Annotated in this window: 24 protein-coding genes and 1 tRNA gene; 24 read left to right on the plus strand and 1 reads right to left on the minus strand. The window is 63.3% G+C overall.

Translation table 11 applies throughout. From position 1 onward, the window contains the following. Positions 1–88 precede the first annotated feature (88 nt). The 5 genes from ilvN (at position 89) to ACOJB8_RS17805 (ending at position 5,281) form a co-directional block, all read left to right on the plus strand. On the plus strand, positions 89–580 hold the full coding sequence (ilvN, locus tag ACOJB8_RS17785) for an acetolactate synthase small subunit (RefSeq protein ID WP_027795483.1): 492 nt from the start codon (positions 89–91) through the stop codon (positions 578–580). Positions 581–696: 116 nt separating this feature from the next. After that, entirely contained in the window at positions 697–1,713 is a 1,017-nt protein-coding gene (ilvC, locus tag ACOJB8_RS17790; RefSeq protein ID WP_028205689.1) for a ketol-acid reductoisomerase, read from the plus strand. Between the two features lie 148 nt (positions 1,714–1,861). Then, positions 1,862–2,515 (plus strand): phosphatidylserine decarboxylase, encoded by a 654-nt coding sequence (locus ACOJB8_RS17795; protein ID WP_028205688.1) that lies wholly within the window; start codon positions 1,862–1,864, stop codon positions 2,513–2,515. A 12-nt stretch (positions 2,516–2,527) separates the two neighbouring features. Then, positions 2,528–3,403, plus strand: coding sequence for a CDP-diacylglycerol--serine O-phosphatidyltransferase (gene pssA / locus ACOJB8_RS17800; protein WP_028205687.1), 876 nt, complete (start codon positions 2,528–2,530; stop codon positions 3,401–3,403). 324 nt (positions 3,404–3,727) lie between these two features. Continuing rightward, a complete protein-coding gene (locus tag ACOJB8_RS17805; RefSeq protein WP_475013462.1) occupies positions 3,728–5,281 on the plus strand; it encodes a 2-isopropylmalate synthase in 1,554 nt (517 codons plus the stop codon). Positions 5,282–5,391: 110 nt separating this feature from the next. On the opposite strand, the gene ACOJB8_RS17810 is transcribed toward ACOJB8_RS17805, so the two are convergent. Continuing rightward, positions 5,392–5,943 (minus strand): hypothetical protein, encoded by a 552-nt coding sequence (locus tag ACOJB8_RS17810; protein WP_475013463.1) that lies wholly within the window; start codon positions 5,941–5,943, stop codon positions 5,392–5,394. 236 nt (positions 5,944–6,179) lie between these two features. Here ACOJB8_RS17810 and ACOJB8_RS17815 point away from each other — a divergent pair, with 236 nt between their 5' ends. The 19 genes from ACOJB8_RS17815 (at position 6,180) to nuoL (ending at position 25,351) form a co-directional block, all read left to right on the plus strand. Continuing rightward, entirely contained in the window at positions 6,180–7,430 is a 1,251-nt protein-coding gene (locus ACOJB8_RS17815; RefSeq protein ID WP_475013472.1) for a branched-chain amino acid ABC transporter substrate-binding protein, read from the plus strand. A 154-nt stretch (positions 7,431–7,584) separates the two neighbouring features. Then, positions 7,585–7,854, plus strand: coding sequence for a 30S ribosomal protein S15 (gene rpsO, locus ACOJB8_RS17820; RefSeq protein WP_042271770.1), 270 nt, complete (start codon positions 7,585–7,587; stop codon positions 7,852–7,854). A gap of 364 nt (positions 7,855–8,218) precedes the next feature. Continuing rightward, complete coding sequence (gene pnp / locus ACOJB8_RS17825) at positions 8,219–10,366, plus strand: polyribonucleotide nucleotidyltransferase (RefSeq protein ID WP_069265284.1); 2,148 nt, start codon at positions 8,219–8,221, stop codon at positions 10,364–10,366. A gap of 145 nt (positions 10,367–10,511) precedes the next feature. After that, on the plus strand, positions 10,512–11,528 hold the full coding sequence (locus tag ACOJB8_RS17830) for an NAD(P)H-quinone oxidoreductase (RefSeq protein WP_368617053.1): 1,017 nt from the start codon (positions 10,512–10,514) through the stop codon (positions 11,526–11,528). A gap of 154 nt (positions 11,529–11,682) precedes the next feature. Beyond that, positions 11,683–12,465 (plus strand): triose-phosphate isomerase, encoded by a 783-nt coding sequence (tpiA, locus tag ACOJB8_RS17835; protein ID WP_368606351.1) that lies wholly within the window; start codon positions 11,683–11,685, stop codon positions 12,463–12,465. Positions 12,466–12,566: 101 nt separating this feature from the next. After that, a complete protein-coding gene (gene secG / locus ACOJB8_RS17840; protein WP_069265282.1) occupies positions 12,567–12,971 on the plus strand; it encodes a preprotein translocase subunit SecG in 405 nt (134 codons plus the stop codon). Positions 12,972–13,081: 110 nt separating this feature from the next. Beyond that, positions 13,082–13,166: transfer RNA gene (locus ACOJB8_RS17845), tRNA-Leu, on the plus strand. A gap of 164 nt (positions 13,167–13,330) precedes the next feature. Further along, the gene (locus tag ACOJB8_RS17850) at positions 13,331–13,690 is read left to right on the plus strand and encodes an NADH-quinone oxidoreductase subunit A (protein WP_028205678.1); all 360 of its coding nucleotides are present in this window, start codon (positions 13,331–13,333) and stop codon (positions 13,688–13,690) included. Positions 13,691–13,762: 72 nt separating this feature from the next. Further along, complete coding sequence (locus ACOJB8_RS17855; protein WP_027819582.1) at positions 13,763–14,242, plus strand: NuoB/complex I 20 kDa subunit family protein; 480 nt, start codon at positions 13,763–13,765, stop codon at positions 14,240–14,242. A gap of 22 nt (positions 14,243–14,264) precedes the next feature. Continuing rightward, positions 14,265–14,870, plus strand: a complete 606-nt coding sequence (locus tag ACOJB8_RS17860; RefSeq protein ID WP_069265281.1) for an NADH-quinone oxidoreductase subunit C — start codon at positions 14,265–14,267, stop codon at positions 14,868–14,870. A 9-nt stretch (positions 14,871–14,879) separates the two neighbouring features. Next, positions 14,880–16,133, plus strand: a complete 1,254-nt coding sequence (locus ACOJB8_RS17865; protein WP_133182092.1) for an NADH-quinone oxidoreductase subunit D — start codon at positions 14,880–14,882, stop codon at positions 16,131–16,133. A gap of 129 nt (positions 16,134–16,262) precedes the next feature. Continuing rightward, on the plus strand, positions 16,263–16,748 hold the full coding sequence (gene nuoE / locus ACOJB8_RS17870) for an NADH-quinone oxidoreductase subunit NuoE (protein ID WP_069265279.1): 486 nt from the start codon (positions 16,263–16,265) through the stop codon (positions 16,746–16,748). After that, positions 16,745–18,073 carry an NADH-quinone oxidoreductase subunit NuoF gene (gene nuoF, locus ACOJB8_RS17875; protein WP_475013464.1) on the plus strand — a complete coding sequence of 443 codons (1,329 nt, stop codon included), beginning with the start codon at positions 16,745–16,747 and terminating at the stop codon, positions 18,071–18,073. Before nuoE ends, nuoF begins: the two co-directional genes overlap by 4 nt. A 121-nt stretch (positions 18,074–18,194) precedes the next feature. Then, positions 18,195–20,528 carry an NADH-quinone oxidoreductase subunit NuoG gene (nuoG, locus tag ACOJB8_RS17880; protein WP_368606353.1) on the plus strand — a complete coding sequence of 778 codons (2,334 nt, stop codon included), beginning with the start codon at positions 18,195–18,197 and terminating at the stop codon, positions 20,526–20,528. Continuing rightward, positions 20,529–21,593 carry an NADH-quinone oxidoreductase subunit NuoH gene (gene nuoH / locus ACOJB8_RS17885; RefSeq protein ID WP_475013465.1) on the plus strand — a complete coding sequence of 355 codons (1,065 nt, stop codon included), beginning with the start codon at positions 20,529–20,531 and terminating at the stop codon, positions 21,591–21,593. It begins immediately after the preceding gene. A 15-nt stretch (positions 21,594–21,608) separates the two neighbouring features. Further along, complete coding sequence (nuoI, locus tag ACOJB8_RS17890; protein ID WP_069265275.1) at positions 21,609–22,097, plus strand: NADH-quinone oxidoreductase subunit NuoI; 489 nt, start codon at positions 21,609–21,611, stop codon at positions 22,095–22,097. Positions 22,098–22,272: 175 nt separating this feature from the next. Beyond that, complete coding sequence (locus ACOJB8_RS17895) at positions 22,273–22,968, plus strand: NADH-quinone oxidoreductase subunit J (protein WP_342947960.1); 696 nt, start codon at positions 22,273–22,275, stop codon at positions 22,966–22,968. A gap of 17 nt (positions 22,969–22,985) precedes the next feature. Further along, positions 22,986–23,291, plus strand: a complete 306-nt coding sequence (gene nuoK / locus ACOJB8_RS17900; protein WP_006052894.1) for an NADH-quinone oxidoreductase subunit NuoK — start codon at positions 22,986–22,988, stop codon at positions 23,289–23,291. 14 nt (positions 23,292–23,305) lie between these two features. Next, a complete protein-coding gene (gene nuoL / locus ACOJB8_RS17905; RefSeq protein ID WP_475013466.1) occupies positions 23,306–25,351 on the plus strand; it encodes an NADH-quinone oxidoreductase subunit L in 2,046 nt (681 codons plus the stop codon). The last annotated feature ends 22 nt before the right edge of the window (positions 25,352–25,373 follow it).

Below are 25,373 nucleotides of genomic sequence, written 5' to 3' on the forward strand. Positions count from 1 at the left end.
GCGTCCACACAAGGGGCGCGCGGGTTCGCGGGGAAGGGCGGCAGCCGCATCTGCCAAATGCGAAACTGGATAAATCGCGGATCACATCATGAGACACATTATTTCCGTTCTGCTGGAAAACGAGCCGGGCGCGCTCTCGCGCGTGGTCGGCCTCTTCTCGGCACGCGGCTACAACATCGAAACCTTGACGGTGGCGCCGACCGAAGACCGTTCGCTGTCGCGCATGACCATCGTTTCCATTGGCTCGGACGACGTGATCGAACAGATCACGAAGCATCTGAACCGCCTGATCGAGGTGGTGAAAGTGGTCGACCTTACCGAGGGCGCCCACATCGAGCGCGAGCTGATGCTGATCAAGGTAAGGGCGGTCGGCAAGGAACGTGAGGAGATGAAGCGGATGGCGGATATTTTCCGCGGCCGTATCATCGACGTCACCGAAAAGACCTACACGATCGAACTGACGGGCGCGAGCGACAAGCTCGACGCGTTCATCGAAGCGATCGATGCGACCGCGATTCTCGAGACCGTCCGTACGGGCGGCTCGGGCATTGGGCGCGGAGAGCGCATTCTGAAGGTGTGACCCGACCACAGTCGATCTTGCACCGGAACCTGACCGGATGCGTCCTTAATCGCATCCGGTGCAGCAAAAGCTAATAGCAGTACCGATATTCACCAGACTCTCGCCAAGGAACCAACATGAAAGTTTTCTACGACAAGGACGCCGATCTCTCCCTCATCAAGGGCAAGCAGGTCACGATCATCGGTTACGGCTCGCAAGGCCACGCACACGCGCTGAACCTGAAGGACAGCGGCGTGAACGTCACGGTCGGTCTGCGCAAGAACGGCGCATCGTGGAGCAAGGCTGAGAACGCCGGCCTGCAGGTCAAGGAAGTGGCCGAAGCGGTGAAGAACGCCGACGTCGTCATGATGCTCCTGCCCGACGAGCAGATCGCCGACGTCTACGCGAAGGAAGTCCACGCGAACATCAAGAACGGCGCAGCGCTCGCGTTCGCCCACGGCTTCAACGTGCACTATGGCCAGGTGATCCCGCGCGCGGATCTGGACGTCATCATGATCGCCCCGAAGGCACCGGGCCATACGGTTCGCGGCACCTACTCGCAAGGCGGCGGCGTGCCCCACCTGATCGCTGTCCACCAGGACAAGTCGGGCGCAGCGCGTGACATCGCTCTGTCGTACGCGGCAGCGAACGGCGGCGGCCGTGCCGGCATCATCGAAACGAACTTCCGCGAAGAAACCGAAACCGACCTGTTCGGCGAACAAGCCGTGCTGTGCGGCGGTACGGTCGACCTGATCAAGGCTGGCTTCGAAACGCTGGTCGAAGCGGGCTACGCGCCGGAAATGGCCTACTTCGAGTGCCTGCACGAACTGAAGCTGATCGTCGACCTGATCTATGAAGGCGGCATCGCCAACATGAACTACTCGATCTCGAACAACGCCGAGTACGGCGAGTACGTGACGGGCCCGCGCGTCATCACGGCCGAGACGAAGAAGGTCATGAAGGAAGTCCTGAAGGACATCCAGACCGGCGAATACGCCAAGAGCTTCATCCTGGAAAACAAGGCCGGCGCACCGACGCTGCAATCGCGCCGCCGCCTCGGCGCCGAGCACCAGATCGAAGTGGTCGGTGCAAAGCTGCGCGCGATGATGCCGTGGATCGCCGCGAACAAGCTGGTCGACCAGTCGAAGAACTAATCTGACTGTATTAATCTGATTGCGTGTACGGTTTTTTGCCGACACTCATCAGTTTGACCTGAGTCAGACCCGAAAAAGCCGCCCAGGTGGGATGAACCCTGGGCGGCTTTTGCTATCCTACGGTTTTCAAAATAACAGCGAAGCCACCATGAATTACCCTCATCCGATCATCGCGCGCGAAGGCTGGCCGTTCATCGCCATTGCGGCCGTCGTGGCGCTCTTGATCCATGCGGTCGCAGGCTTCGGACTCGCATGGCCCTTCTGGCTGATCCTGATCTTCGTCGTCCAGTTTTTCCGCGATCCGCCGCGCCCGATCCCGAGCCAGGCCAACGCCGTGCTGTGCCCGGCGGACGGCCGCATCGTCGCTGTGGAAACCGCGCACGACCCGTATGCAAACCGTGAAGCGCTCAAGATCAGCGTGTTCATGAACGTCTTCAACGTCCACTCGCAACGTTCGCCCGTGGACGGCGCCGTCGCCAAGGTCGAGTACTTTCCGGGCGCGTACCTGAACGCCGCCATCGACAAGGCTTCGACCGAGAACGAGCGCAATGCCGTGGTGCTGACGATGGCAGACGGCACGACCGTCACCTCGGTGCAGATCGCGGGCCTCATCGCGCGCCGCATTCTCTGCTACGTGCGTGCCGGTGAGCCGCTGTCGCGCGGCCAGCGCTATGGCTTCATCCGCTTCGGCTCGCGCGTCGACGTCTACCTGCCCGTGGGCAGCCGCCCGCGTGTGTCGATTGGCGAGAAGGTGTCCGCCTCGTCGACGATCCTCGCCGAACTGCCGACCCAATCGGCATAAAGGAGGGCTGCGATGGCCGGATTCAAACAGCGTCGACCCCGTAACCCCGCCGGCGGGCCGCTGCCGCGGCCGTTCCGGCGCAACAAGGCCGTGCAGGAGCCCATGGGCGTCGCCGCGAACCGGCGCGCGGCGCGCCAGGAGTTCCTGAAGAAGCGCGGCATCTACCTGCTGCCCAACGCGTTCACCACGGCGGCGCTCTTCTGCGGCTTCTTCGCGGTCGTGCAGGCCATGAACGTGCGCTTCGAGGTGGCGGCCATCGCCATTTTCGTGGCGATGGTGCTCGACGGCATGGACGGGCGCGTGGCCCGCATGACGCACTCGCAAAGCGCGTTCGGCGAGCAGTTCGACAGCCTTTCGGACATGGTGTCGTTCGGCGTGGCGCCCGCGCTCGTGATGTACGAGTGGGTGCTCAAGGATCTCGGGCGCTGGGGCTGGCTCGCGGCATTCGTCTACTGTTCGGGCGCTGCGCTGCGTCTTGCGCGCTTCAATACGAACATCGGCGTGGTGGACAAGCGCTTCTTCCAGGGCCTGCCGAGCCCGGCTGCGGCCGCGCTCATCGCCGGCTTCGTCTGGCTCGCCACCGACAACCGCGTGCCCGTGAAGCTCTCGTGGCTGCCGTGGGTGGCGTTCGTCCTGACGATTTACGCCGGCGTGACGATGGTGTCCAACGCGCCGTTCTACAGCGGCAAGGCGCTCGACGTGCGCCATCGCGTGCCATTCGCGGCCACGCTGCTCGTGGTGGTGGCGTTCGTGCTGGTTTCGTCCGATCCGCCGCTGATGCTGTTCGGCCTGTTCGTGCTCTACGGCCTCTCGGGCTACGTGTTCTGGGCGTACCAGGCCGTGCGCGGACGCTCGAACCCGGCGCGTTCGTCGCCGCGCGAGCGGTAGGGCGCGGGTGCGGGAGGGCTGCAAAGGGGCTGCGCGCGAGCGCGGCCCTTTTTCTTTTTGCGCGCGCCCACGCGGTTGCCCGGACTGGTCTCTTCCAATTGCGCTATCGGCGGATTCCGGCTATAGTCGGCGGCATGGACACCATCCAGTTCCCCCTCTCCTCTCTTCAAGCCGGCGCGCTACTAAGCACGCTAGCGCTAGCGCGCCTGCCGCGCTGATCTCGCTCGCCCTCCGTAAGCCTCGTTCATTGTCAGCGTCGCCATCGGTGGCGCGAACACCCAAAATCCGTTTTAGACATTGAACAAGTCCCCCTGGAGACCCGAAATGGCAGCAGACAAGCTCATCATCTTCGATACGACGTTGCGTGACGGCGAGCAGTCGCCCGGTGCGTCGATGACGAAGGAAGAGAAAATCCGCATCGCGAAGCAACTCGAGCGCATGAAGGTCGACATCATCGAAGCCGGCTTCGCGGCCAGCTCGAACGGCGACTTCGACGCGATCCACACGATCGCCGGCATGGTGAAGGACAGCACGATCTGTTCGCTCGCCCGCGCGAACGACAAGGACATCCAGCGCGCCGCCGACGCGCTCAAGCCCGCCGACCACTTCCGTATCCACACGTTCATCGCCACCTCGGCGCTGCACATGGAGAAGAAGCTGCGCATGTCGCCCGAGCAGGTGCTCGAGCAGGCGAAGCTCGCGGTGCGCTTCGCGCGCAAGTTCACGAACGACGTGGAGTTCTCGCCCGAAGACGGCAGCCGCTCGGACATGGACTTTCTGTGCCGCGTGCTCGAAGCCGTGATCAACGAAGGCGCGACCACGATCAATATCGCCGATACGGTCGGCTACGGCGTTCCCGAGCTGTACGGCAACCTCGTGAAGACGCTGCGCGAGCGCATTCCGAACTCGGACAAGGCCGTGTTCTCGGTGCACTGTCACAACGACCTCGGCATGGCCGTGGCGAATTCGCTGGCCGGCGTGCAGATCGGCGGCGCGCGCCAGGTGGAGTGCACGATCAACGGTCTCGGCGAGCGCGCGGGCAACACCTCGCTCGAAGAAATCGTGATGGCCGTGAAGACCCGCAAGGACTACTTCGGTCTCGATCTCGGCATCGACACCACGCAGATCGTGCCGGCTTCGAAGCTCGTTTCGCAGATCACCGGTTTCGTCGTGCAGCCGAACAAGGCCGTGGTTGGCGCCAACGCCTTCGCGCACGCCTCGGGCATCCACCAGGACGGCGTGCTCAAGGCGCGCGACACCTACGAGATCATGCGCGCGGAAGACGTGGGCTGGAGCGCGAACAAGATCGTGCTCGGCAAGCTCTCGGGCCGCAACGCATTCAAGCAGCGTCTGCAGGAACTGGGCATCCAGCTCGACAGCGAAGGCGAACTGAACAACGCGTTCGCACGCTTCAAGGAACTGGCGGACCGCAAGTCCGAAATCTTCGACGAAGACATCATCGCGATCGTCACGGAAGAGTCGGCCCAGGCGCAGGATCAGGAGCACTTCAAGTTCATCTCGCTCGCGCAGCACTCGGAAACGGGTGAGCGTCCGCACGCACGCGTCGTGTTCTCGGCCGACGGTAAGGAAGTGACCGGCGAAGCCGCGGGCAACGGCCCGGTGGACGCCACGCTCAACGCGATCGAAACCGAAGTGGGCAGCGGCTCGGAGCTTTTGCTGTACTCGGTGAACGCGATCACGACGGGCACCCAGGCGCAGGGCGAAGTGACGGTGCGTCTCTCGAAGGCCGGCCGCATCGTCAATGGCGTGGGCACCGATCCGGATATCGTCGCCGCTTCGGCAAAGGCGTATATCTCGGCGCTCAACAAGCTCTACTCGGGCGACAAGGTCAATCCGCAGCGCTCCGAAACGGTTTGAGCGGTTGCGAGGCATCTTGCCTCGCATCGCACAGCCGATGAAAAACCCCCGGCTCGCAAGAGCGCGGGGGTTTTGTTTTTTGCGGCGCGGGGCCGCTGCGGCCAAAGCAATCAGAACAGGCTGCGGCGATCCGGATCGTGCAGCGGATCGGGTGTCTTCTGCGTGAGCCGCAGAATGCCCTGGTCGTCGAAGTAGAAGCTGTAGAGCATGTACCAGACGTTGTCTTCGAGGTAGCGGTAGGTCCACGCTTCCTTCTTCATCAGCGGGAAGTAGGAGGTTTCGACCGGGCGGCCGAAGTTCACGAGCACGTCGCTGCGCGTCCATTTGCCGATTTCCGCGCGATAGAACTCGTTGGGCTGCAGCACCTGGCGCACGTTCACGACGCGGCCGCTGGCGTCGATGTCGGCGGCCGTGGTGACTTCGCCCATCGGCTGGGTCGGCCACATCAGGCGCTTGCCGCCGTCGGGCAGGTCGTAGGTTTCAGCCGGCGGGCCGAAGCGGGCGATCACGGACTTCGCGTCGTCGCCTGCATGGAATTGTTGCCACGGCTGGGCGCAGCCGGTGAGCGCGAGTGCGCCCACGCCCGCGAGGAGCCCGAGACGCAAGCGGCGCGAGGCGAGGCGCACGGGCGTTGCGAGCGAGGTTGAGAGGCGCGTGAACATGATGTCCCCCGATGGCAAGGTTTCAATGACCGCCGTGAATGTGGAACCCTTATTTTGACACGGCGCGAGACGCTCGCGGGGCGGCCCCGTCCGGCAGGCGGTGGATCGCGGCCTTGCCGTCGCCCCGCCTTGCGGCCTATGATCCGCGCTTCGAATGACAATCGGGCTGGCATCAAACAATGAGAGTAAAGCGCATGACGGCACGCACGACGCGTGCGGCGGCGATCATGGTCGCCATGACGGCGCTGGCGGCAGGCCTTGGGGCCGCAACCGGCGCACAGGCGGATGAGGCGCCGACCGGCAAGCCGATCCAGCTCGCGCTCATCGAGGGCATGTCCGGCCCCTTCGCGGACGCGGGCGCGGCCGTCGAGCGCAATCTGCGCTTCGGCGTGGAGCGCGTCAATGCGCGCGGCGGCGTCGTGCTGCGTGACGGGGCGCATCCGCTCGAACTGGTGACGCTCGACAGCAAGGGCAGCCCCGAGGCGGCGCTCGTGCAGCTGCGCATGGCGCAGGACCGCCACATCGGCTACGTCATGCAGGGCAACAGCTCGGCGGTGGCGGCGGCGCTCGAGTCGGCGGTCGATCGCCAGGCTACGCGCGATCCGGAGAACCGCGAGCTTTTCCTCAACTATTCCGCCGACGACCCCGCGCTCACCAACGCGAATTGCAGCTTCTGGCATTTCCGCTTCGACGCGCACGCGGGTATGCGCATGGACGCGCTCGCGGACGTAATCGCCGCGGACAAGTCGGTGAAGAAGGTCTATCTGCTCAACCAGGACTACAGCTTCGGTCACGACGTCAGCACGCTCGCGCGCGCGGCGCTCGCGAAGGACCGTCCGGACATCGCCGTCGTCGGCGACGAGTTTCACCCCATTGGCCGCGTGAAGGACTTTGCGCCTTACATCGCCAAGATTCGCGCAGCGGGCGCCGACGCCGTCATCACCGGAAACTGGGGCAACGACCTCACGCTGCTCGTGAAGGCCGCGCGCGAGCAGGGCCTCGACGCGAAGTTCTACACGTTCTACGGCAACAGCCTGGGCGCACCGGCGGCGCTGGGCGACGCGGGCGTGAAGCGCGTGATCGCGGTAGCCGACTGGCATCCGAACGTGAACGGCGCCGCCTCCGACGCGTGGTACAAGGCGTTCCGCGCGCGCTATCCGGCCGCGAAGGACGACTACCCGGTGCTGCGCATGTCGATGATGGTGGAGATGCTCGCGCAGGCCCTGACGAAGGCGGGCACGGCCGACCCCGCGACGGTCGCGAAGGCGCTGGAAGGCATGCGCTTCGACAATGGCTTTCACCCCATGTGGATGCGCGCCGACGACCACCAGGTGATTCAGCCCCTTTACGTCATGGAGATGGACAAGCAGGGCACGCCCGGCGTGCGCAACGACAACGAGGGTTCCGGCTACGGCTTTCGCACAGTGCTCGCGCTGCCCGTGGAGAAGACCGTGCCCGCCACTGTCTGCCAGATGAAGCGGCCTTGACGGCGTCCCTTACAAGCGGTTTCGCGGCAAATCGGGGCTGTGCTACAATACGCCCCTTGTCGCGAACCTGCGGCAAGACAATCACGCAGTCAGAACCAAGCCACGGCACGGCCTTTCTTCCGTGACCGCTCGTTTGTTTTAAAGGAAAAGCAAAATGTCCGTAGCAGATATCAAGAAGTCCGACGTCGTCGCGCAATTCGCGCGCGGCACCAATGACACGGGTTCGCCCGAAGTCCAGGTTGCGCTCCTGACGTCGCGTATCAACGAACTGACCTCGCACTTCAAGTCGCACGCGAAGGATCACCACAGCCGCCGCGGTCTGCTGCGCATGGTGAGCCGCCGCCGCAAGCTGCTCGACTACCTGAAGGGCAAGGACGCTGACCGTTACCGCGCGCTGATCGAGAAGCTGGGTCTGCGTAAGTAATCGGAAGGTCTTCCGCAAAGATGCCTGTGTCAGTTCCACTGATGCAGGCATTTTGTTTTTGAACGGTGCGCTTCATGCGGCTTTTCAAGCTGTTTTGATGCGATAAACACCGGTCCGTAACACAAGGCAACACCACGTAGCACCAGCAGTACAAGCAGCAGGGCCGGGCCTCGGGGCAGAGCTTTGTGTCATTCCAGCAGATCGTACGCGGCGATGCGTCACAGCCGCATTGCAACCGTTTTGCAACCTCGCGATCCGCTGGAATGGCATAACACTCCTCTTCCTGCGCGGTGTCGGAGCCTGTCTTGCCGCATCGTCCGCGTGTGCGGGCGGCGCATAACAAATGAGTAAGGAGTGAGTGACCATGACCATGTTCAATAAAGTCGTGAAAGAGTTCAAATGGGGCCAGCACAACGTGCGCCTCGAAACGGGTGAGATCGCCCGTCAGGCCAGCGGCGCCGTCATCGTCGACGTCGAAGACACCGTCGTGCTCGCGACCGTCGTCGGCGCGAAGACCGCCAAGCCGGGTCAGGACTTCTTCCCGCTCACCGTCGATTACATCGAAAAGACCTATTCGGCCGGCAAGATTCCGGGCGGCTTCTTCCGCCGCGAAGGCCGTCCGTCGGAAGGCGAAACGCTGATCTCGCGCCTGATCGACCGTCCGCTGCGCCCGCTTTTCCCGGAAGGCTATTACAACGAAGTCCAGGTCGTGATCCACGTCCTGTCGATCAACCCGGAAGTCCCGGCTGACATCCCCGCGCTGATCGGCGCGTCGGCTGCACTGGCGATTTCGGGTCTGCCGTTCAACGGCCCGGTGGGCGCAGCACGCGTGGCCTACATCAACAACGAGTACGTGCTCAACCCGACGCGCGCCCAGATCAAGGAATCGCGCCTCGACCTCGTCGTGGCCGGTACCGAGCGCGCCGTGCTGATGGTGGAATCGGAAGCCGACCAGCTGCCGGAAGACGTGATGCTCGGCGCGGTCGTGTTCGGCCACGAGCAGATGCAAACGGCCATCGACGCGATCCACGAACTGGTGCGTGACGGCGGCAAGCCCGAGTGGGACTGGACGCCGGCGCCGAAGGACGAAGCGCTCATCGCACGCGTCACGGCCATCGCCAACGACAACCTGCTCGCCGCGTACCAACTGCGCGACAAGCAGCAGCGTTCGGCCAAGCTGAAGGAAGTCTACGCAGCGACGTCGGCCAAGCTCGAAGAAGAAGCGGCTGCGGCCGGCACGACGGCGGCCGACAAGGCCACGGTCGGCAACATCGTGTTCGACCTCGAAGCGAAGATCGTCCGCTCGCAGATCCTGAACGGCGAGCCGCGTATCGACGGCCGCGACACGCGCACGGTGCGCCCGATCGAAATCCGCACGGGCGTGCTGCCGCGCACCCACGGTTCGGCGCTCTTCACGCGCGGCGAAACGCAGGCGCTGGTCGTCGCGACGCTCGGCACCAAGGGCGACGAGCAGATCATCGACGCGCTCGAAGGCGAGTACCGCGACCGCTTCATGCTCCACTACAACATGCCCCCGTTCGCGACCGGCGAGACGGGCCGTGTCGGCTCGCCCAAGCGCCGTGAAATCGGCCACGGCCGTCTCGCCAAGCGCGCGCTGGTCGCGTGCCTGCCGAGCGCCGAAGAGTTCGGCTACTCGATCCGCGTCGTTTCGGAAATCACCGAGTCGAACGGTTCGTCGTCGATGGCTTCGGTGTGCGGCGGCTGCCTCGCGCTGATGGACGCCGGCGTGCCGATGAAGGCGCACGTCGCCGGCATCGCGATGGGCCTGATCCTCGAAGGCAACAAGTTCGCCGTGCTGACCGACATCCTCGGCGACGAAGATCACCTCGGCGACATGGACTTCAAGGTGGCGGGAACGGAAGCTGGCGTGACCGCGCTGCAAATGGACATCAAGATCCAGGGCATCACCAAGGAAATCATGCAGGTCGCCCTCGCGCAGGCGAAGGAAGGCCGCATGCACATCCTCGGCAAGATGACCTCGGCCGTGTCGGGTGTGAACACCGAACTGTCGGCGTACGCTCCGCGCATGATCACGATCAAGATCAACCCGGAAAAGATCCGCGACGTGATCGGCAAGGGCGGTTCGGTGATCCGCGCGCTGACGGAAGAAACGGGCACGACCATCGATATCTCCGACGACGGCGTCGTGACCATCGCTTCGACGTCGAGCGAAGGCATGGCCGAAGCGAAGAAGCGCATCGAAAACATCACGGCCGAAATCGAAGTGGGCCAGGTGTACGAAGGCGCGGTCCTCAAGCTGCTGGACTTCGGCGCGATCGTGAACCTGCTGCCGGGCAAGGATGGTCTGCTGCATATCTCCGAGATCGCCAACGAGCGTATCAAGGACATCAACGACTATCTGAAGGAAGGCCAGGTCGTGAAGGTCAAGGTCATCCAGACGGACGAGAAGGGCCGCGTGCGCCTGTCCGCCAAGGCGCTGCTTAACGAGCAAGCGAATGGCGGCGCACCGCAAGGCGAGCCGCAGCAGTAAAGCGGTAAGCTCCAACGGCCGGCAGCGTGCAAAACGCGCCGGCCGTTTTTTATGACAATGAGGGTGAATGGCAGTGCGCATGCGTCAATCCTGTCGCGTGCGCAGCGCCATCCAGACGGGGCGCGAAGCGCTGAGGAGACGCGAGATGAAGGCAGTCGAGATTACGGAATTCGGTGCGCCGGACGTGCTCAAGCTGGCGGAACGGCCAACTCCCGAGCCGAAGGCCGGCGAAGTGCTGATCAAGGTGAGCGCCTCGGGCGTGAACCGTCCCGACGTGTTCCAGCGCAAGGGCTCGTATGCGCCGCCGCCGGGCATTTCCGATCTGCCGGGACTCGAGGTGGCGGGCGAGATCGTCGATGGCTCGATCGACGAGAAGAACAATCCGTTCGGCCTGAAGATCGGTGATCGCGTGTGCGCGCTGATCGCGGGCGGCGGTTACGCCGAATATGCGGTCGCGCCGCTCGGGCAATGCCTGCCGGTGCCGCAGGGGCTCACCGATGTCGAGGCGGCTTCGCTGCCCGAAACGTTCTTCACAGTCTGGAGCAACGTATTCCAGCGCGCCTACCTGGGCCAGGGCGAGGGCGGCGAGAACGAGACGCTGCTCGTGCAGGGCGGCTCGAGCGGCATCGGCGTGACGGCGATCCAGATCGCGCATGCCCTCGGCTTTCGCGTATTCGCCACCGCGGGCTCGGACGACAAGTGCCGCGCTTGTGAAGCGCTCGGCGCCGACCGCGCCATCAACTACCGCAGCAGCGATTTCGTGGAGGTCGTGAAGGCGCTCACGAACGACCGCGGCGTGGACGTGATTCTCGACATGGTGGCCGGCGGCTACGTGGCGCGCGAGCTGTCCGCGCTGGCGACCGGTGGCCGCATCGTGCTCATCGCGACGCTCGGCGGCTCCAAGGCCGAACTCAACATGGGCGAGATCCTGCGCCGCCGGCTCACGGTGACCGGTTCGACGCTGCGTGCGCGCTCCGTCGAGTTCAAGGCCCGGATCGCTCAGGAGCTCAAGGCGAAGGTCTGGCCCCTCATCGAAGAGGGTCGCATCAAACCCGTCGTGTTTCGCGTATTTCCCGCCGCACAGGCCGCCGAGGCCCATGCGTTGATGGAAAGCAGCGAGCATATCGGCAAGATCATGCTCGACTGGAGTAGCGCGGCGTGAGCGCGCGTCGGCAGGAGCGATCCGCTCCTGCTTGATTTTTCGGGATTTTTTTTCGCGTATTTTTTGTGCATCCCGGGCGGGGCGGTTTGACCCGTCTGGTTTTCACGCAGTAAAATTATGTGTTTTGCGTCCGCTTTTAACCGCAACCGGAACAATGACGAAACAACGATCGAAGCTCGTAGTCGGTAACTGGAAGATGCATGGCCGCCTCGCGGCCAATGCGGCACTGCTGGAAGGCGTTGCACGCGGCGCGCAGGCGCTGCCCCAGGACGTGCACGTGGGTGTGTGCGTGCCGTTCGCGTATCTCGCGCAGGCGCAGGCACTGCTCGGCGGCAGCCGGGTTCAGTGGGGCGCACAGGACGTTTCGGCGCACGAGCAGGGCGCCTATACGGGCGAAGTCGCGGCAGGCATGGTTGCCGACTTCGAGGCCACGTTTGCGATCGTTGGTCACTCGGAACGCCGCGCTTACCACGGCGAAAGTTCCGAATGCGTCGCTGTGAAGGCGCAGCGCGCGCTTGCGGCGGGCCTCACGCCTATCGTCTGCGTGGGTGAAACGCTCGAAGAACGCGAGTCGGGCGCGACCGAGCGCGTGGTCGGCGCACAGATCGACGCCGTGCTGGCCGCGCTGTCGATCGAAGAGGCCGCGCGTATCGTCGTCGCTTACGAGCCGGTTTGGGCGATCGGCACGGGCAAGAGCGCGAGCTCGGAGCAGGCTCAGCAGGTCCATGCGTTCCTGCGTGCCCGCCTCGCGGCCAAGGGCGCGCAAGTCGCGGACGTGCCGCTGCTCTACGGCGGCAGCGTGAAGCCGGAAAATGCGGCGGAGCTCTTCCGTCAGGCCGACATCGACGGCGGCCTGATCGGCGGTGCGTCGCTGAAAGAGGGTGATTTCCTCGCGATCTGCGTGGCCGCTGCGGCGGGCGCCAGCATCGCGAGCTAAAGGCTTGCGCACGAAGCATTCGAACTAAAACGCGTCGTGCGGGCTGCTTATGCGTCTGCTCCGGGAGGGGCGGGCGTTCAACCAGGACTCAGGTGAGAGTGATGCTGTATTTGAAAACGTTGATTATCGTCGTCCAGCTTCTGTCGGCGCTCGGGGTGATCGGCCTCGTCTTGCTGCAGCACGGCAAAGGCGCGGACATGGGCGCCGCATTCGGCAGCGGCGCGTCGGGCAGCCTGTTCGGCGCGAGCGGTTCCGCGAACTTCCTTTCGCGCACTACGGCAGTTCTCGCAACGGTGTTTTTCTGCTCCACCCTTGCGTTAACTTACCTGGGGTCGTATCATGCGAAGCCTTCGGCGGGCGTGCTTGGCGCTTCGGTTCCAGCCCCGGTCGTAGCCTCGGCGCCGGCTGCTTCGGCGCCGGTTGCACCTGCTCCTGGCGCATCCGCTCCGGCGGCGGCTTCGCCGGCTGCAGCAGCCTCGCAACCCGGCAACGACGTTCCGAAATAAGTTCGAAAAACCTGTTTTGTGCGTTGAACAACGAACGGAAACAAGTTAGAATCTAAGTCTTGAAGCGATTCGCGGGTTGCAAGATTTTGTTGTCCCGGATTGCATGTAGTGCCGACGTGGTGAAATTGGTAGACACGCTATCTTGAGGGGGTAGTGGCGAAAGCTGTGCGAGTTCGAGTCTCGCCGTCGGCACCAATGTTATCTAAAAAATGCCAGCCGCTTGCTTCAGCTTCGGCTGGCATTTTTGCTTCTTACGTCGTGTTCGTCTTCTGTTCGCAGCGCGAAGTACGTGAAGTGATTCCCGCGGAGCGATGCAAGTTCCAGCGGAACCTCAGAACCAACCGATATAGAGGATAGCCTTGAACCTCGCTGCCTATTTCCCCGTCCTTCTGTTCCTCCTCGTGGGTGTTGGTCTGGGCATAGCGCTAGTGACAATCGGCAAGGTCCTCGGTCCCAACCGGCCAGACAGCGAAAAAAATTCGCCGTACGAGTGCGGCTTCGAAGCCTTCGAAGACGCCCGCATGAAGTTCGACGTACGCTACTACCTGGTCGCCATCCTTTTCATCATCTTCGACCTCGAAACGGCGTTCCTGTTTCCGTGGGGTGTGGCCCTGCGCGACATCGGCTGGCCGGGCTTCCTGTCGATGATGCTGTTTCTGCTCGAATTCCTGCTGGGCTTTGCCTACATCTGGAAGAAGGGTGGTCTCGACTGGGAATAATGGGTTAATCGCCGGATTGCATGGGCGGCACTGCGGGGAAACTGTGGGCTGTCCGTCTGGAGTGGAAAGCACATGAGTATCGAAGGGGTCTTGAAGGAAGGGTTTGTCACCACTACGGCTGACAAGCTGATCAACTGGACGCGCACTGGCTCGCTGTGGCCGATGACGTTCGGTCTGGCGTGTTGCGCGGTCGAGATGATGCACGCGGGCGCGGCCCGTTATGACCTTGACCGTTTCGGCGTAGTGTTTCGTCCGAGCCCGCGTCAGTCGGACGTCATGATCGTCGCCGGCACGCTCTGCAACAAGATGGCGCCGGCGCTGCGCAAGGTCTACGACCAGATGGCCGAGCCGCGCTGGGTCATTTCGATGGGGTCGTGCGCCAACGGCGGCGGCTACTACCACTATTCGTATTCGGTCGTGCGCGGTTGTGATCGCATCGTGCCGGTCGACGTCTATGTGCCGGGATGCCCGCCGACAGCGGAAGCCCTGGTCTACGGGGTGATCCAGTTGCAGGCGAAGATTCGCCGCACCAGCACCATCGCCCGTCAATAAAGGCCGCGAGCCTCCCCACAATATGGCAAGCAAACTCGAGACCCTGAAAGCGAACCTCGAAGCGGCCCTCGGCGCGCGCATCGTCAGCCTCACCGAGGCGCTCGGCGAGCTGACGCTGGTCGTCAAGGCGGGCGAGTCCCTCGCGGTGGCCAAGGAGCTGCGCGACAATCCCTCGCTGCGCTTCGAGCAACTGGTCGACCTGTGCGGTGTCGACTACCAGACCTTCGGCGACGGCGCCTGGGAAGGCCCGCGCTTCGCCGCGGTGTCGCATCTGCTGTCGCTCGCGAACAACTGGCGCGTGCGCCTGCGCGTGTTCGCGCCGGACGACGAAGTGCCTATCGTGCCCTCGCTCGTCGAGATCTGGAATTCGGCCAACTGGTACGAGCGCGAGGCGTTCGACCTGTTCGGCATCGTCTTCGAAGGCCACCCCGACCTGCGCCGCATCCTGACCGACTACGGTTTCATCGGCCATCCGTTCCGCAAGGACTTCCCGGTTTCGGGCTATGTCGAAATGCGTTACGACCCGGAGCAGAAGCGCGTGGTCTACCAGCCCGTCACGATCGAGCCGCGCGAGATCACGCCGCGTGTGATCCGCGAAGATCGCTACGGCGGTCTGAAGAAACACTAAGAGGGTCGCATGTCAGAGATCAAGAACTACACGCTCAACTTCGGCCCGCAGCACCCGGCAGCGCACGGTGTGCTGCGCCTCGTGCTCGAGCTCGACGGCGAAGTGATCCAGCGCGCCGATCCGCACATCGGCCTGCTGCATCGCGCGACCGAAAAACTCGCCGAGAGCAAGACGTTCATTCAGTCGGTGCCGTACATGGACCGTCTCGACTACGTGTCGATGATGGTCAACGAGCACGGCTATGTGCTCGCCATCGAAAAGCTGCTCGGCATTGAAGTGCCGATCCGCGCGAAGTACATCCGCGTGCTGTTCGACGAAGTCACGCGCGTGCTGAACCACCTCATGTGGATCGGCTCGCACGCGCTCGACGTCGGCGCGATGGCGGTGTTCCTCTACGCGTTCCGCGAGCGCGAAGACCTGATGGACGTCTACGAGGCGGTCTCGGGTGCGCGCATGCACGCCGCTTACTACCGTCCGGGCGGCGTGTATCGCGATCTGCCTGACGCAATGCCGCAATACAAGGCGTCGAAGATCCACAACGAGAAGGCGCTCGCCCGCATGAACGAGGCGCGCCAGGGCTCGGTGCTGGACTTCATCGACGACTTCTTCACGCGCTTCCCCGGTTGCGTCGACGAGTACGAAACGCTCCTCACCGACAACCGTATCTGGAAGCAGCGTCTGGTCGGCATCGGCGTGGTGAGCCCCGAGCGCGCCATGCAGCTTGGTCTCACGGGCGCGATGCTGCGCGGTTCGGGCATCGAATGGGATCTGCGCAAGAAGCAGCCGTACGAAGTCTACGACCAGATGGACTTCGACATTCCGGTGGGCGTGAACGGCGACTGCTACGACCGCTATCTCGTGCGCGTCGAGGAAATGCGTCAGTCCACCCGCATTGCGAAACAGTGCATTGAGTGGCTGCGCAAGAATCCCGGCCCCGTGATGATCGACAATCACAAGGTTGCGCCGCCCTCGCGCGTGAACATGAAGTCGAACATGGAAGAGCTGATTCACCACTTCAAGCTCTTCACGGAAGGCTTCCACGTGCCCGAAGGCGAGGCGTACGCTGCCGTCGAACATCCGAAGGGTGAATTCGGCATCTACCTGGTGTCAGATGGCGCGAACAAGCCGTATCGTCTGAAGATCCGTGCGCCGGGCTATGCCCACCTGTCCGCGCTCGATGAAATGGCGCGCGGCCACATGATTGCCGACGCGGTCACGATCATCGGCACGCAGGACATCGTGTTCGGTGAAATCGACCGCTAGGGCGGCGCGCAGTAAGGTGCGCCCGGTCCCGGGCGCACGCAGCATGGAACGCCACGTCTGTCGCAGCGAATGTATGAGAACGCGCGGCAGGTTTTCGTTCGGTAGGAATTGAAAGAGTCGTGTCTGAAAATGATCTCAGCTGAAGGCCTGAAAGAAATCGATCGCGCGTTGACGAAGTACCCCGCCGATCAACGACAGTCCGCCGTGATGGCGGCTTTGGCCGTTGCTCAGGAAGAGCATGGCTGGCTGTCTCCCGAAATCATGCAGTTCGTGGCCGACTACATCGGCATGCCGCCTGTCGCGGTCCAGGAAGTGGCCACGTTCTACACGATGTTCGAGACCACGCCGGTCGGCAAGCACAAGATCACGCTCTGCACGAATCTGCCGTGCCAGCTCGGCCCGGAAGGCGGCTCGGAGAGCGCCGCCGAATACCTGAAGCAGAAGCTCGGAATCGACTTCGGCGAAACCACGCCCGACGGCAAGTTCACCTTGAAAGAAGGTGAATGCATGGGCGCGTGCGGCGATGCACCGGTGATGCTCGTAAACAATCACCGCATGTGCAGCTTCATGAGCCGCGAGAAGATCGACCAGCTGCTCGAGGAGCTTTCGAAATGACTTCGTTGCACGACCGTCACATCAAACCGCTGATTCTCGCGGGCCTCAACGGCGAGAACTGGCATCTCGAAGACTACGTCGCGCGCGGCGGCTACAAGCAGCTGCGCCGTATTCTCGAAGAAAAGATTCCGCCCGAGCAGGTGATCGCCGACGTGAAGGCGAGCGGTCTGCGCGGCCGCGGCGGCGCGGGCTTCCCGACCGGCCTGAAATGGAGCTTCATGCCGCGTCAGTTCCCGGGGCAGAAGTATCTCGTCTGCAACTCGGACGAGGGCGAGCCTGGCACGTTCAAGGACCGCGACATCCTGCGCTGGAATCCGCATAGCGTGATCGAAGGCATGGCCATCGGCGCGTACGCGATGGGCATCACCGTCGGCTACAACTACATCCATGGCGAGATTTTCGAGGTGTATCGCCGCTTCGAGGCTGCGCTGGAAGAAGCGCGCCAGGCGGGCTACCTCGGCGACAACATTCTCGGCACGGACTTCTCGTTCCAGCTGCACGCGCACCATGGCTATGGCGCGTACATCTGCGGCGAGGAAACCGCGCTGCTCGAGTCGCTCGAAGGCAAGAAGGGCCAGCCGCGCTTCAAGCCGCCGTTCCCGGCGAGCTTCGGCGTGTACGGCAAGCCGACCACGATCAACAACACCGAGACCTTCGCAGCCGTCCCGTTCCTGTTGACCGTCGGTCCGCAGACGTACATGGAACTCGGCAAGCCGAACAACGGCGGCACGAAGATCTTCTCGATCTCGGGCGACGTGGAGCGTCCGGGCAACTACGAGATCCCGCTCGGCACCCCGTTCGCGAAGCTCATGGAACTGGCCGGCGGCGTGCACGGCGGCAAGAAGCTGAAGGCCGTGATTCCGGGCGGCTCGTCGGCGCCGGTCATTCCGGGCGACCTGATGATGCAGACGGACATGGACTATGACTCCATCGCCAAGCAGGGCTCGATGCTCGGCTCGGGCGCCGTCATCGTCATGGACGAAACGCGCTGCATGGTGCGCTCGCTGCTGCGCCTCTCGTACTTCTATTACGAAGAGTCGTGCGGCCAGTGCACGCCGTGCCGCGAAGGCACGGGCTGGCTGTATCGCGTGGTGAACCGTATCGAGCACGGCGAAGGCCGCCAGGAAGACCTGGATCTGCTGAACTCGGTGGCGGGCAACATCATGGGCCGCACGATCTGCGCGCTCGGCGACGCGGCGGCCATGCCGGTGCGCGGCATGCTCAAGCATTACTGGGACGAATTCGAATATCACGTGCACAACAAGCGTTGTCTGGTCGGCGGTCATGCCGGCTCGCACGCGGCCTCGGAGACGGTGGCCGCCTGACAGGCGAAGAGACAGCATGTTGTGCGCGAACCGCGTAGCACGACGCAACGACGCAACGGCGCAGTGACGGGGAATGCCGCTGTGAAATTGAGCGGTAACAGGTTAGGGACGATTAACCATCATGGTTGAACTTGAAATAGACGGCAAGAAGGTGCAGGTGCCCGAGGGCAGCATGGTGATCCAGGCTGCTCAGCGCGTGGACACGTACATCCCGCACTTCTGCTATCACAAGAAGCTCTCCATCGCGGCCAACTGCCGGATGTGTCTCGTCGATGTCGAGAAGATGCCGAAGGCCGTGCCCGCATGCGCGACGCCGGTGTCGCAAGGCATGGTCGTGCGCACCATGTCGGACAAGGCCGTGCAGGGTCAGCAAGCCGTGATGGAATTCCTGCTGATCAACCACCCGCTCGACTGCCCGATCTGCGATCAGGGCGGCGAATGCCAGCTTCAGGATCTGGCCGTCGGTTACGGCAAGTCCGCGTCGCGCTACAGCGAAGAAAAGCGCGTGGTGTTCCACAAGAACGTCGGTCCGCTCATCTCGATGGAAGAGATGTCGCGCTGCATTCACTGCACGCGCTGCGTGCGCTTCGGCGACGAAATCGCCGGCGTGATGGAGCTCGGCATGCTCGGCCGCGGCGAGCATTCGGAAATCACCTCGTTCGTCGGCAAGACGGTCGACTCCGAACTCTCGGGCAACATGATCGACCTGTGCCCGGTCGGCGCGCTCACGAGCAAGCCGTTCCGCTTCTCGGCGCGGACGTGGGAACTGTCGCGCCGCAAGTCGGTGAGCCCGCACGACGCAACGGGTGCGAACCTCGTCGTGCAGGTGAAGAACAACCGCGTGATGCGCGTGCTGCCGTTCGAGAACGAATCCATCAACGAATGCTGGATCTCGGACAAGGACCGCTTCTCGTACGAAGGCCTGAACAGCGAAGACCGCCTCACGCGCCCGATGATCAAGCAGGGCGGCGAGTGGATCGAGACCGACTGGCAGACCGCGCTCGAATACGTCGTGAAGGGCATCAAGGGCATATGCGACGAGCATGGCGAGAACCAGCTCGCGCTGCTCGCGAGCCCGCACAGCACCCTCGAAGAACTCTATCTCGCGAAGCAGTTCGCGGACGCGATCGGCACGCCGAACGTCGACTTCCGTCTGCGCCAGAGCGACTTCTCGGCGCCGCTCGAAGGCGCGCCGTGGCTCGGCACGAAGATCGCCGAACTCTCGTATGCCGACTCGGCATTCGTGATCGGTTCGTTCCTGCGCCGCGACCACGCGCTGTTCGCAGCGCGTCTGCGCCAGGCAGCGAAGGGCGGTGCACAGGTCAGCTTCCTGCAGGCCACCGCTGACGGCTCGCTGATCCCGAACGCGCAGCGCATTGTCGCCGCGCCCTCGGCATGGCTGGACGAACTCGCTTCGATCGCAGCGGCTGTCGCCGAAGCGAAGGGCGTTGCGGTGCCGGAAGGTTTCGCGGGCGCACAGGCCACGCACGCCGCGAAGCAGGTTGCCGCGTCGCTTGCGAATGGCGAGCGACGCTACGTGCTGCTCGGCAACGCCGCGGTCCAGCACCCGGAATTCTCGCGCCTGCACGCCGCCGCGCAGTTCATCGCCGAAACGACGGGCGCGACGCTTGGCTTCCTCACGGAAGCGGCCAACACGGTCGGCGCGCATATCGCCGGCGCACTGCCGGGCCGCGACGGCCTGAACGCACGCGAAGCGTTCGAGCAGCCGCGCAAGGGCTATCTGCTCCTGAACGTCGAGCCGGAATTCGATACGGCCAACCCGGCCGCCGCGCGCGCCGCGCTTGCGCAGGCCGAAATGGTCGCCGTGTTCTCGCCGTACAAGACGGGCCTCGACTACGCGGACGTACTGCTGCCCATCGCGCCGTACACGGAAACGTCGGGCACCTTCATCAACGCAGAAGGGACGTCGCAGACCTTCAACGGCGTCGTGCGCCCGCTCGGCGACACGCGTCCGGCATGGAAGGTCCTGCGCGTGCTCGGCACGCTGCTGGGCGCCAAGGGTTTCGAATACGACACCGCCGAAGAAGTGCGCCGCAAGGCGATGGGCGACGGCAGCTTCGAAGGCCGTCTGTCGAACAAGGCCGGCGCCACGATTGCACGCGGCAGCCTCGCGAAGGCCGCGGAAGGCCGCTTCGAGCGTATCGCCGACGTGCCGATCTACCACGCCGATCAAATCGTGCGCCGCGGCGAAGCGCTGCAGCTCACCATGGCTGCCCGCGTGGCGAACGCGATCGGCCTGCCGGCGGCATACTTCGACCAGCTCGGCCTGAAGGAAGGCGACGCCGTGCGCGTGCGCCAGGGCGAGCTGTCGGTGACGGCGCCTGCAACGCGCGATGCGAATCTTGCGCCGACAGTCGTGCGTGTGTCGGCGGCGACGCCGGCCGGTGCGCAACTCGGCAGCCTGTTCGGTGAACTGCTGGTGGAGAAGGCGTAAATGAGCTTGTTCGATACGATCAATGCAGGCGGCAGCCAGCTGCTCGGCGTGGCATGGCCCACCGTCTGGGCGCTGGTGCGCATTCTCGTCGTCGCGGTGGTGATCCTGCTGTGCGTGGCGTACCTGATCCTCTGGGAGCGCAAGCTGATCGGCTGGATGCACGTGCGTCTCGGCCCGAACCGCGTGGGCCCCGCAGGTCTCTTGCAGCCGATCGCCGACGTGCTGAAGCTGCTGCTCAAGGAAGTGATTCAGCCTGCGCAGGCAAGCCGCTGGATCTACATGGTCGCGCCGATCATGGTGGTGGTGCCGGCCTTCGCGGTCTGGGCGGTGATTCCGTTCCAGGCGGGCGCGGTGCTCGGCGACATCAACGCGGGCCTGCTCTACGCGATGGCGATCTCGTCGATCGGCGTGTACGGCGTGATTCTGGCGGGCTGGGCGTCGAACTCGAAGTACGCGTTCCTCGGCGCCATGCGCGCCGCGGCGCAAATGGTTTCGTACGAAATTTCGATGGGCTTCGCGCTCGTCGTCGTGCTGATGGTATCGGGCAGCCTGAACCTCTCGGTGATCGTCGAAGGCCAGATGCGCGGTATGTTCGCAAACTGGGGCATTACGTTCCTCTCGTGGAACTGGCTGCCGCTGCTGCCGATGTTCGTCGTCTACTTCATCTCGGGCATCGCCGAAACGAACCGCCACCCGTTCGACGTGGTGGAAGGGGAGTCGGAAATCGTCGCGGGTCACATGATCGATTACTCGGGTATGGCGTTCGCGCTGTTCTTCCTCGCCGAGTACATCAACATGATCGTGATCTCGGCGCTCGCCTCGGTGCTGTTCCTCGGCGGCTGGAGCGCTCCGTTCGCGTTCCTCGACTTCATCCCGGGCGTGTTCTGGCTGGTGCTGAAGGTCTTCTGCCTGCTGTCGGTCTTCATCTGGGCCCGCGCGACGTTCCCGCGCTATCGCTATGACCAGATCATGCGTCTCGGCTGGAAGGTGTTCATTCCGGTGTGCATCTTGTGGCTGATCGTGGTCGGCTTCTGGTACATGTCGCCGTTGAGCATCTGGAAATAAGGGGCGAACACAACCATGAACGCTATCCAAAACTTCTTCAAGACGTTTTTCCTGACCGAGCTGCTCAAGGGGCTCGCGCTGACGGGTCGTTACACCTTCAAGCGCAAGTTCACCGTGCAGTTCCCGGAAGAAAAGACGCCTATCTCGCCGCGTTTTCGGGGTTTGCACGCGCTGCGCCGCTATGAAAATGGCGAAGAGCGCTGCATCGCGTGCAAGCTGTGCGAGGCCGTGTGCCCCGCGCTCGCGATCACGATCGAATCGGAAGTGCGCGAGGACAACACGCGCCGCACGACGCGTTACGACATCGACCTGACCAAGTGCATCTTCTGCGGGTTTTGCGAAGAGAGCTGCCCGGTCGACTCGATCGTCGAAACGCACATTCTCGAGTATCACGGCGAGAAGCGCGGCGATCTGTATTTCACGAAGGATATGCTGCTGGCCGTTGGCGATCGCTATGAAGCGCAGATCGCGGCGAACAAGGCAGCGGATGCACCGTACCGTTGATCTTTCAGTTTGACGCTGCATCGGCCCGCGGTTCGGGCCGGCTGTGGGGAACGCGTGTGCCGAACGCCCGCGCGATACCGCAGCCTGACCGCCGCGGCGCGACGCTCACTGGTCTGGCCGCCAGTCTGCGCCGCGCAATCCGCTTCACGAAGGCCTCAACGATGAACCAGTAATCATGGAATTCACGACCGTCCTGTTCTACATCTTCGCGCTGCTGCTCACGCTGTCAGGGCTGAAGGTGATCACTTCGCGCAATCCTGTCGCGTCTGCGCTCTTCCTCGTGCTCGCGTTCTTCAACGCGGCCGCGATCTGGATGCTGCTCGAGGCCGAATTCCTCGCGATCCTGCTGGTGCTCGTCTACGTGGGCGCGGTGATGGTGCTGTTCCTGTTCGTGGTGATGATGCTGGACATCAACATCGACGTGCTGAGCCGCGACTTCAAGCGCTTCATCCCGGTGGCGACCATCGTGGGCGCGATCATCGTGGTCGAAACCGCGCTGATCCTGTGGCACGGCTTCGGCGCGACGAGCGCGCCGGTGCCCGATACCACGCCGGCTGCCGCCGCCGCGATCTCGAACGCACACCTGATCGGCAAGATCATCTACACCGACTACATCTTCGCCTTCGAAGTCGCCGGCCTCGTGCTGCTGGTGGCGATCGTCGCGGCCATCGCGCTCACGGTGCGCGAGCCGAAGGACTCGAAGCGTCAGGACGTATCGAAGCAGGTCAACGTGCGTCGTCAGGACCGCGTGCGCCTCGTGAAGATGCAGCCCGTCGTGGAAGTGCCGGAGCCCGCGGAACCGGCGCAAGCCGAAGCCGGGGCTGCGCCCGCGGCGGGCGCCGCGCCGGCCGCACCGGCAACGAAGAGCTAAGCGCGAAGGAGCGAACCATGCTGACACTGGCCCATTACCTCGTCCTCGGCGCGATCCTTTTTGCGATCTCGATCGTCGGAATCTTTTTGAATCGGCGCAACGTCATCATCATCCTGATGGCGATTGAGCTGATGCTGTTAGCGGTGAACACGAACTTTGTCGCGTTCTCGCATTACCTCGGTGACGTTCACGGACAGATTTTCGTGTTCTTCGTGCTTACAGTTGCGGCGGCGGAAGCTGCAATTGGTCTGGCTATTCTTGTGACCCTGTTCCGCAGCCTCGACACGATCAATGTCGAGGATCTCGATCAGCTCAAAGGCTAAGGCAGGCTGACTTTATGGCAACGACTCTCAACGAAACTCTTCTGCTGGCGATCCCGCTGGCTCCTCTCGCCGGTTCCCTGATTGCCGGTCTCTTTGGCAAAACGATCGGGCGCGCGGGCGCGCATACGGTAACCATTCTCGGCGTCGCGATTGCGTTCGTGCTGTCGTGCATCACGCTCTTCGACGTGATGGGCGGCGCGAGCTTCAACGCGACGGTCTACGAATGGATGTCGGTTGGCAGCCTGAAGTTCGAAGTCGGCTTCCTCATCGACTCGCTGACTGCGCTCATGATGGTCGTCGTGACCTTCGTGTCGCTGATGGTGCACATCTACACGATCGGCTACATGGCGGAAGAAGAGGGCTACGAGCGCTTCTTCTCGTACATCGCGCTCTTCACGTTCTCGATGTTGATGCTCGTGATGAGCAACAACTTCCTGCAGCTGTTCTTCGGCTGGGAAGCAGTGGGTCTCGTCTCGTACCTGCTGATCGGCTTCTACTTCAAGCGTGAAAGCGCGATCTACGCGAACATGAAGGCGTTCCTCGTGAACCGCGTGGGCGACTTCGGCTTCCTGCTCGGTATTGGCCTGTTGCTCGCGTTCGGCGGCTCGCTGAACTACAACGACATCTTCGCGAAGGGTCATGAAATCGCCGCGCTGACGTTCCCGGGCACCTCGTGGAACCTGCTCACCGTTGCGTGTATCTGCCTCTTCATCGGCGCGATGGGTAAGTCGGCGCAGTTCCCGCTGCACGTCTGGCTCCCGGACTCGATGGAAGGCCCGACGCCGATCTCCGCGCTGATTCACGCGGCAACCATGGTGACGGCCGGTATCTTCATGGTCGCGCGCATGTCGCCGCTGTTCGAACTCTCGGAAGCCGCACTGTCGTTCATCGTCGTGATCGGCGCCATTACCGCGCTCTTCATGGGCTTCCTCGGCGTGGTCCAGAACGACATCAAGCGTGTGGTGGCTTACTCCACGCTCTCGCAGCTCGGCTACATGACGGTGGCGCTCGGCGTGTCGGCTTATCCGGTGGCGATCTTCCACCTGATGACCCACGCGTTCTTCAAGGCGCTGCTGTTCCTCGGCGCGGGCTCGGTCATCATCGGCATGCACCACGATCAGGACATGCGCAACATGGGCGGCCTGCGCAAGTACATGCCCATCACGTGGATCACGTCGCTCATCGGTTCGCTCGCGCTGATCGGCACGCCGTTCTTCTCGGGCTTCTACTCGAAGGATTCGATCATCGATGCCGTGAAGCTCTCGCACCTGCCGGGTTCGGGCTTCGCGTACTTCGCGGGGGTCGCGAGCGTGTTCGTCACGGCGCTCTATTCGTTCCGCATGTACTTCCTCGTGTTCCACGGTGAAGAGCGCTTCCGCGGTCCGAAGCATCCGGAATCGCCGATGGCGATCGAAGCCGCCCACGGTCATGGCGATCACGGCCACGACGAACACCACGTGCACGTGCCGCACGAGTCGCCGTGGGTCATCTGGGTGCCGCTCGTTCTGCTCGCGATTCCCTCGGTGATCGCCGGTGCGTTCGCGATCCAGCCGCTGCTCTTCGGTGACTTCTTCTCGCATGGCGTGGCGTTCCAGAACGTCATCTTCGTTGGCGAGAACCACGAAGCGCTCGCGGAGATGGGCAAGGAATTCCAGGGCTGGGCCGCGATGGGCGCGCATGCGTTCTCGGGTCTGCCGGTGTGGCTCGCACTCGCGGGTGTGGTGGTGGCGTGGTTCTTCTACATGAAGCGCCCGGAACTGCCGGCCGTCGTGTCGCGCACTTTCTCGCCGGTCTACAAGCTGCTGGCAAACGCGTATTACCTCGACAAGATCAACGAAATTGTCTTCGCTCGCGGAGCCGTCGCGATCGGTCGCGGTCTGTGGAAGGAGGGCGATGTCGTCGTGATCGACGGCGTCGTAAACGGGAGCGCCAAGTTTATCGGCTGGTTTGCAACTGTCATTCGTTTCCTGCAATCCGGCTATATCTACCACTACGCATTTGCCATGATCATTGGCATGCTTGGCCTCCTTACCCTGTTTGTAACGCTCGGCGGCAAATAAGGCAAAATAAGGCGAGGAAACG

The sequence above is a fragment of the Paraburkholderia sp. BR10141 genome (genome assembly GCF_056155635.1).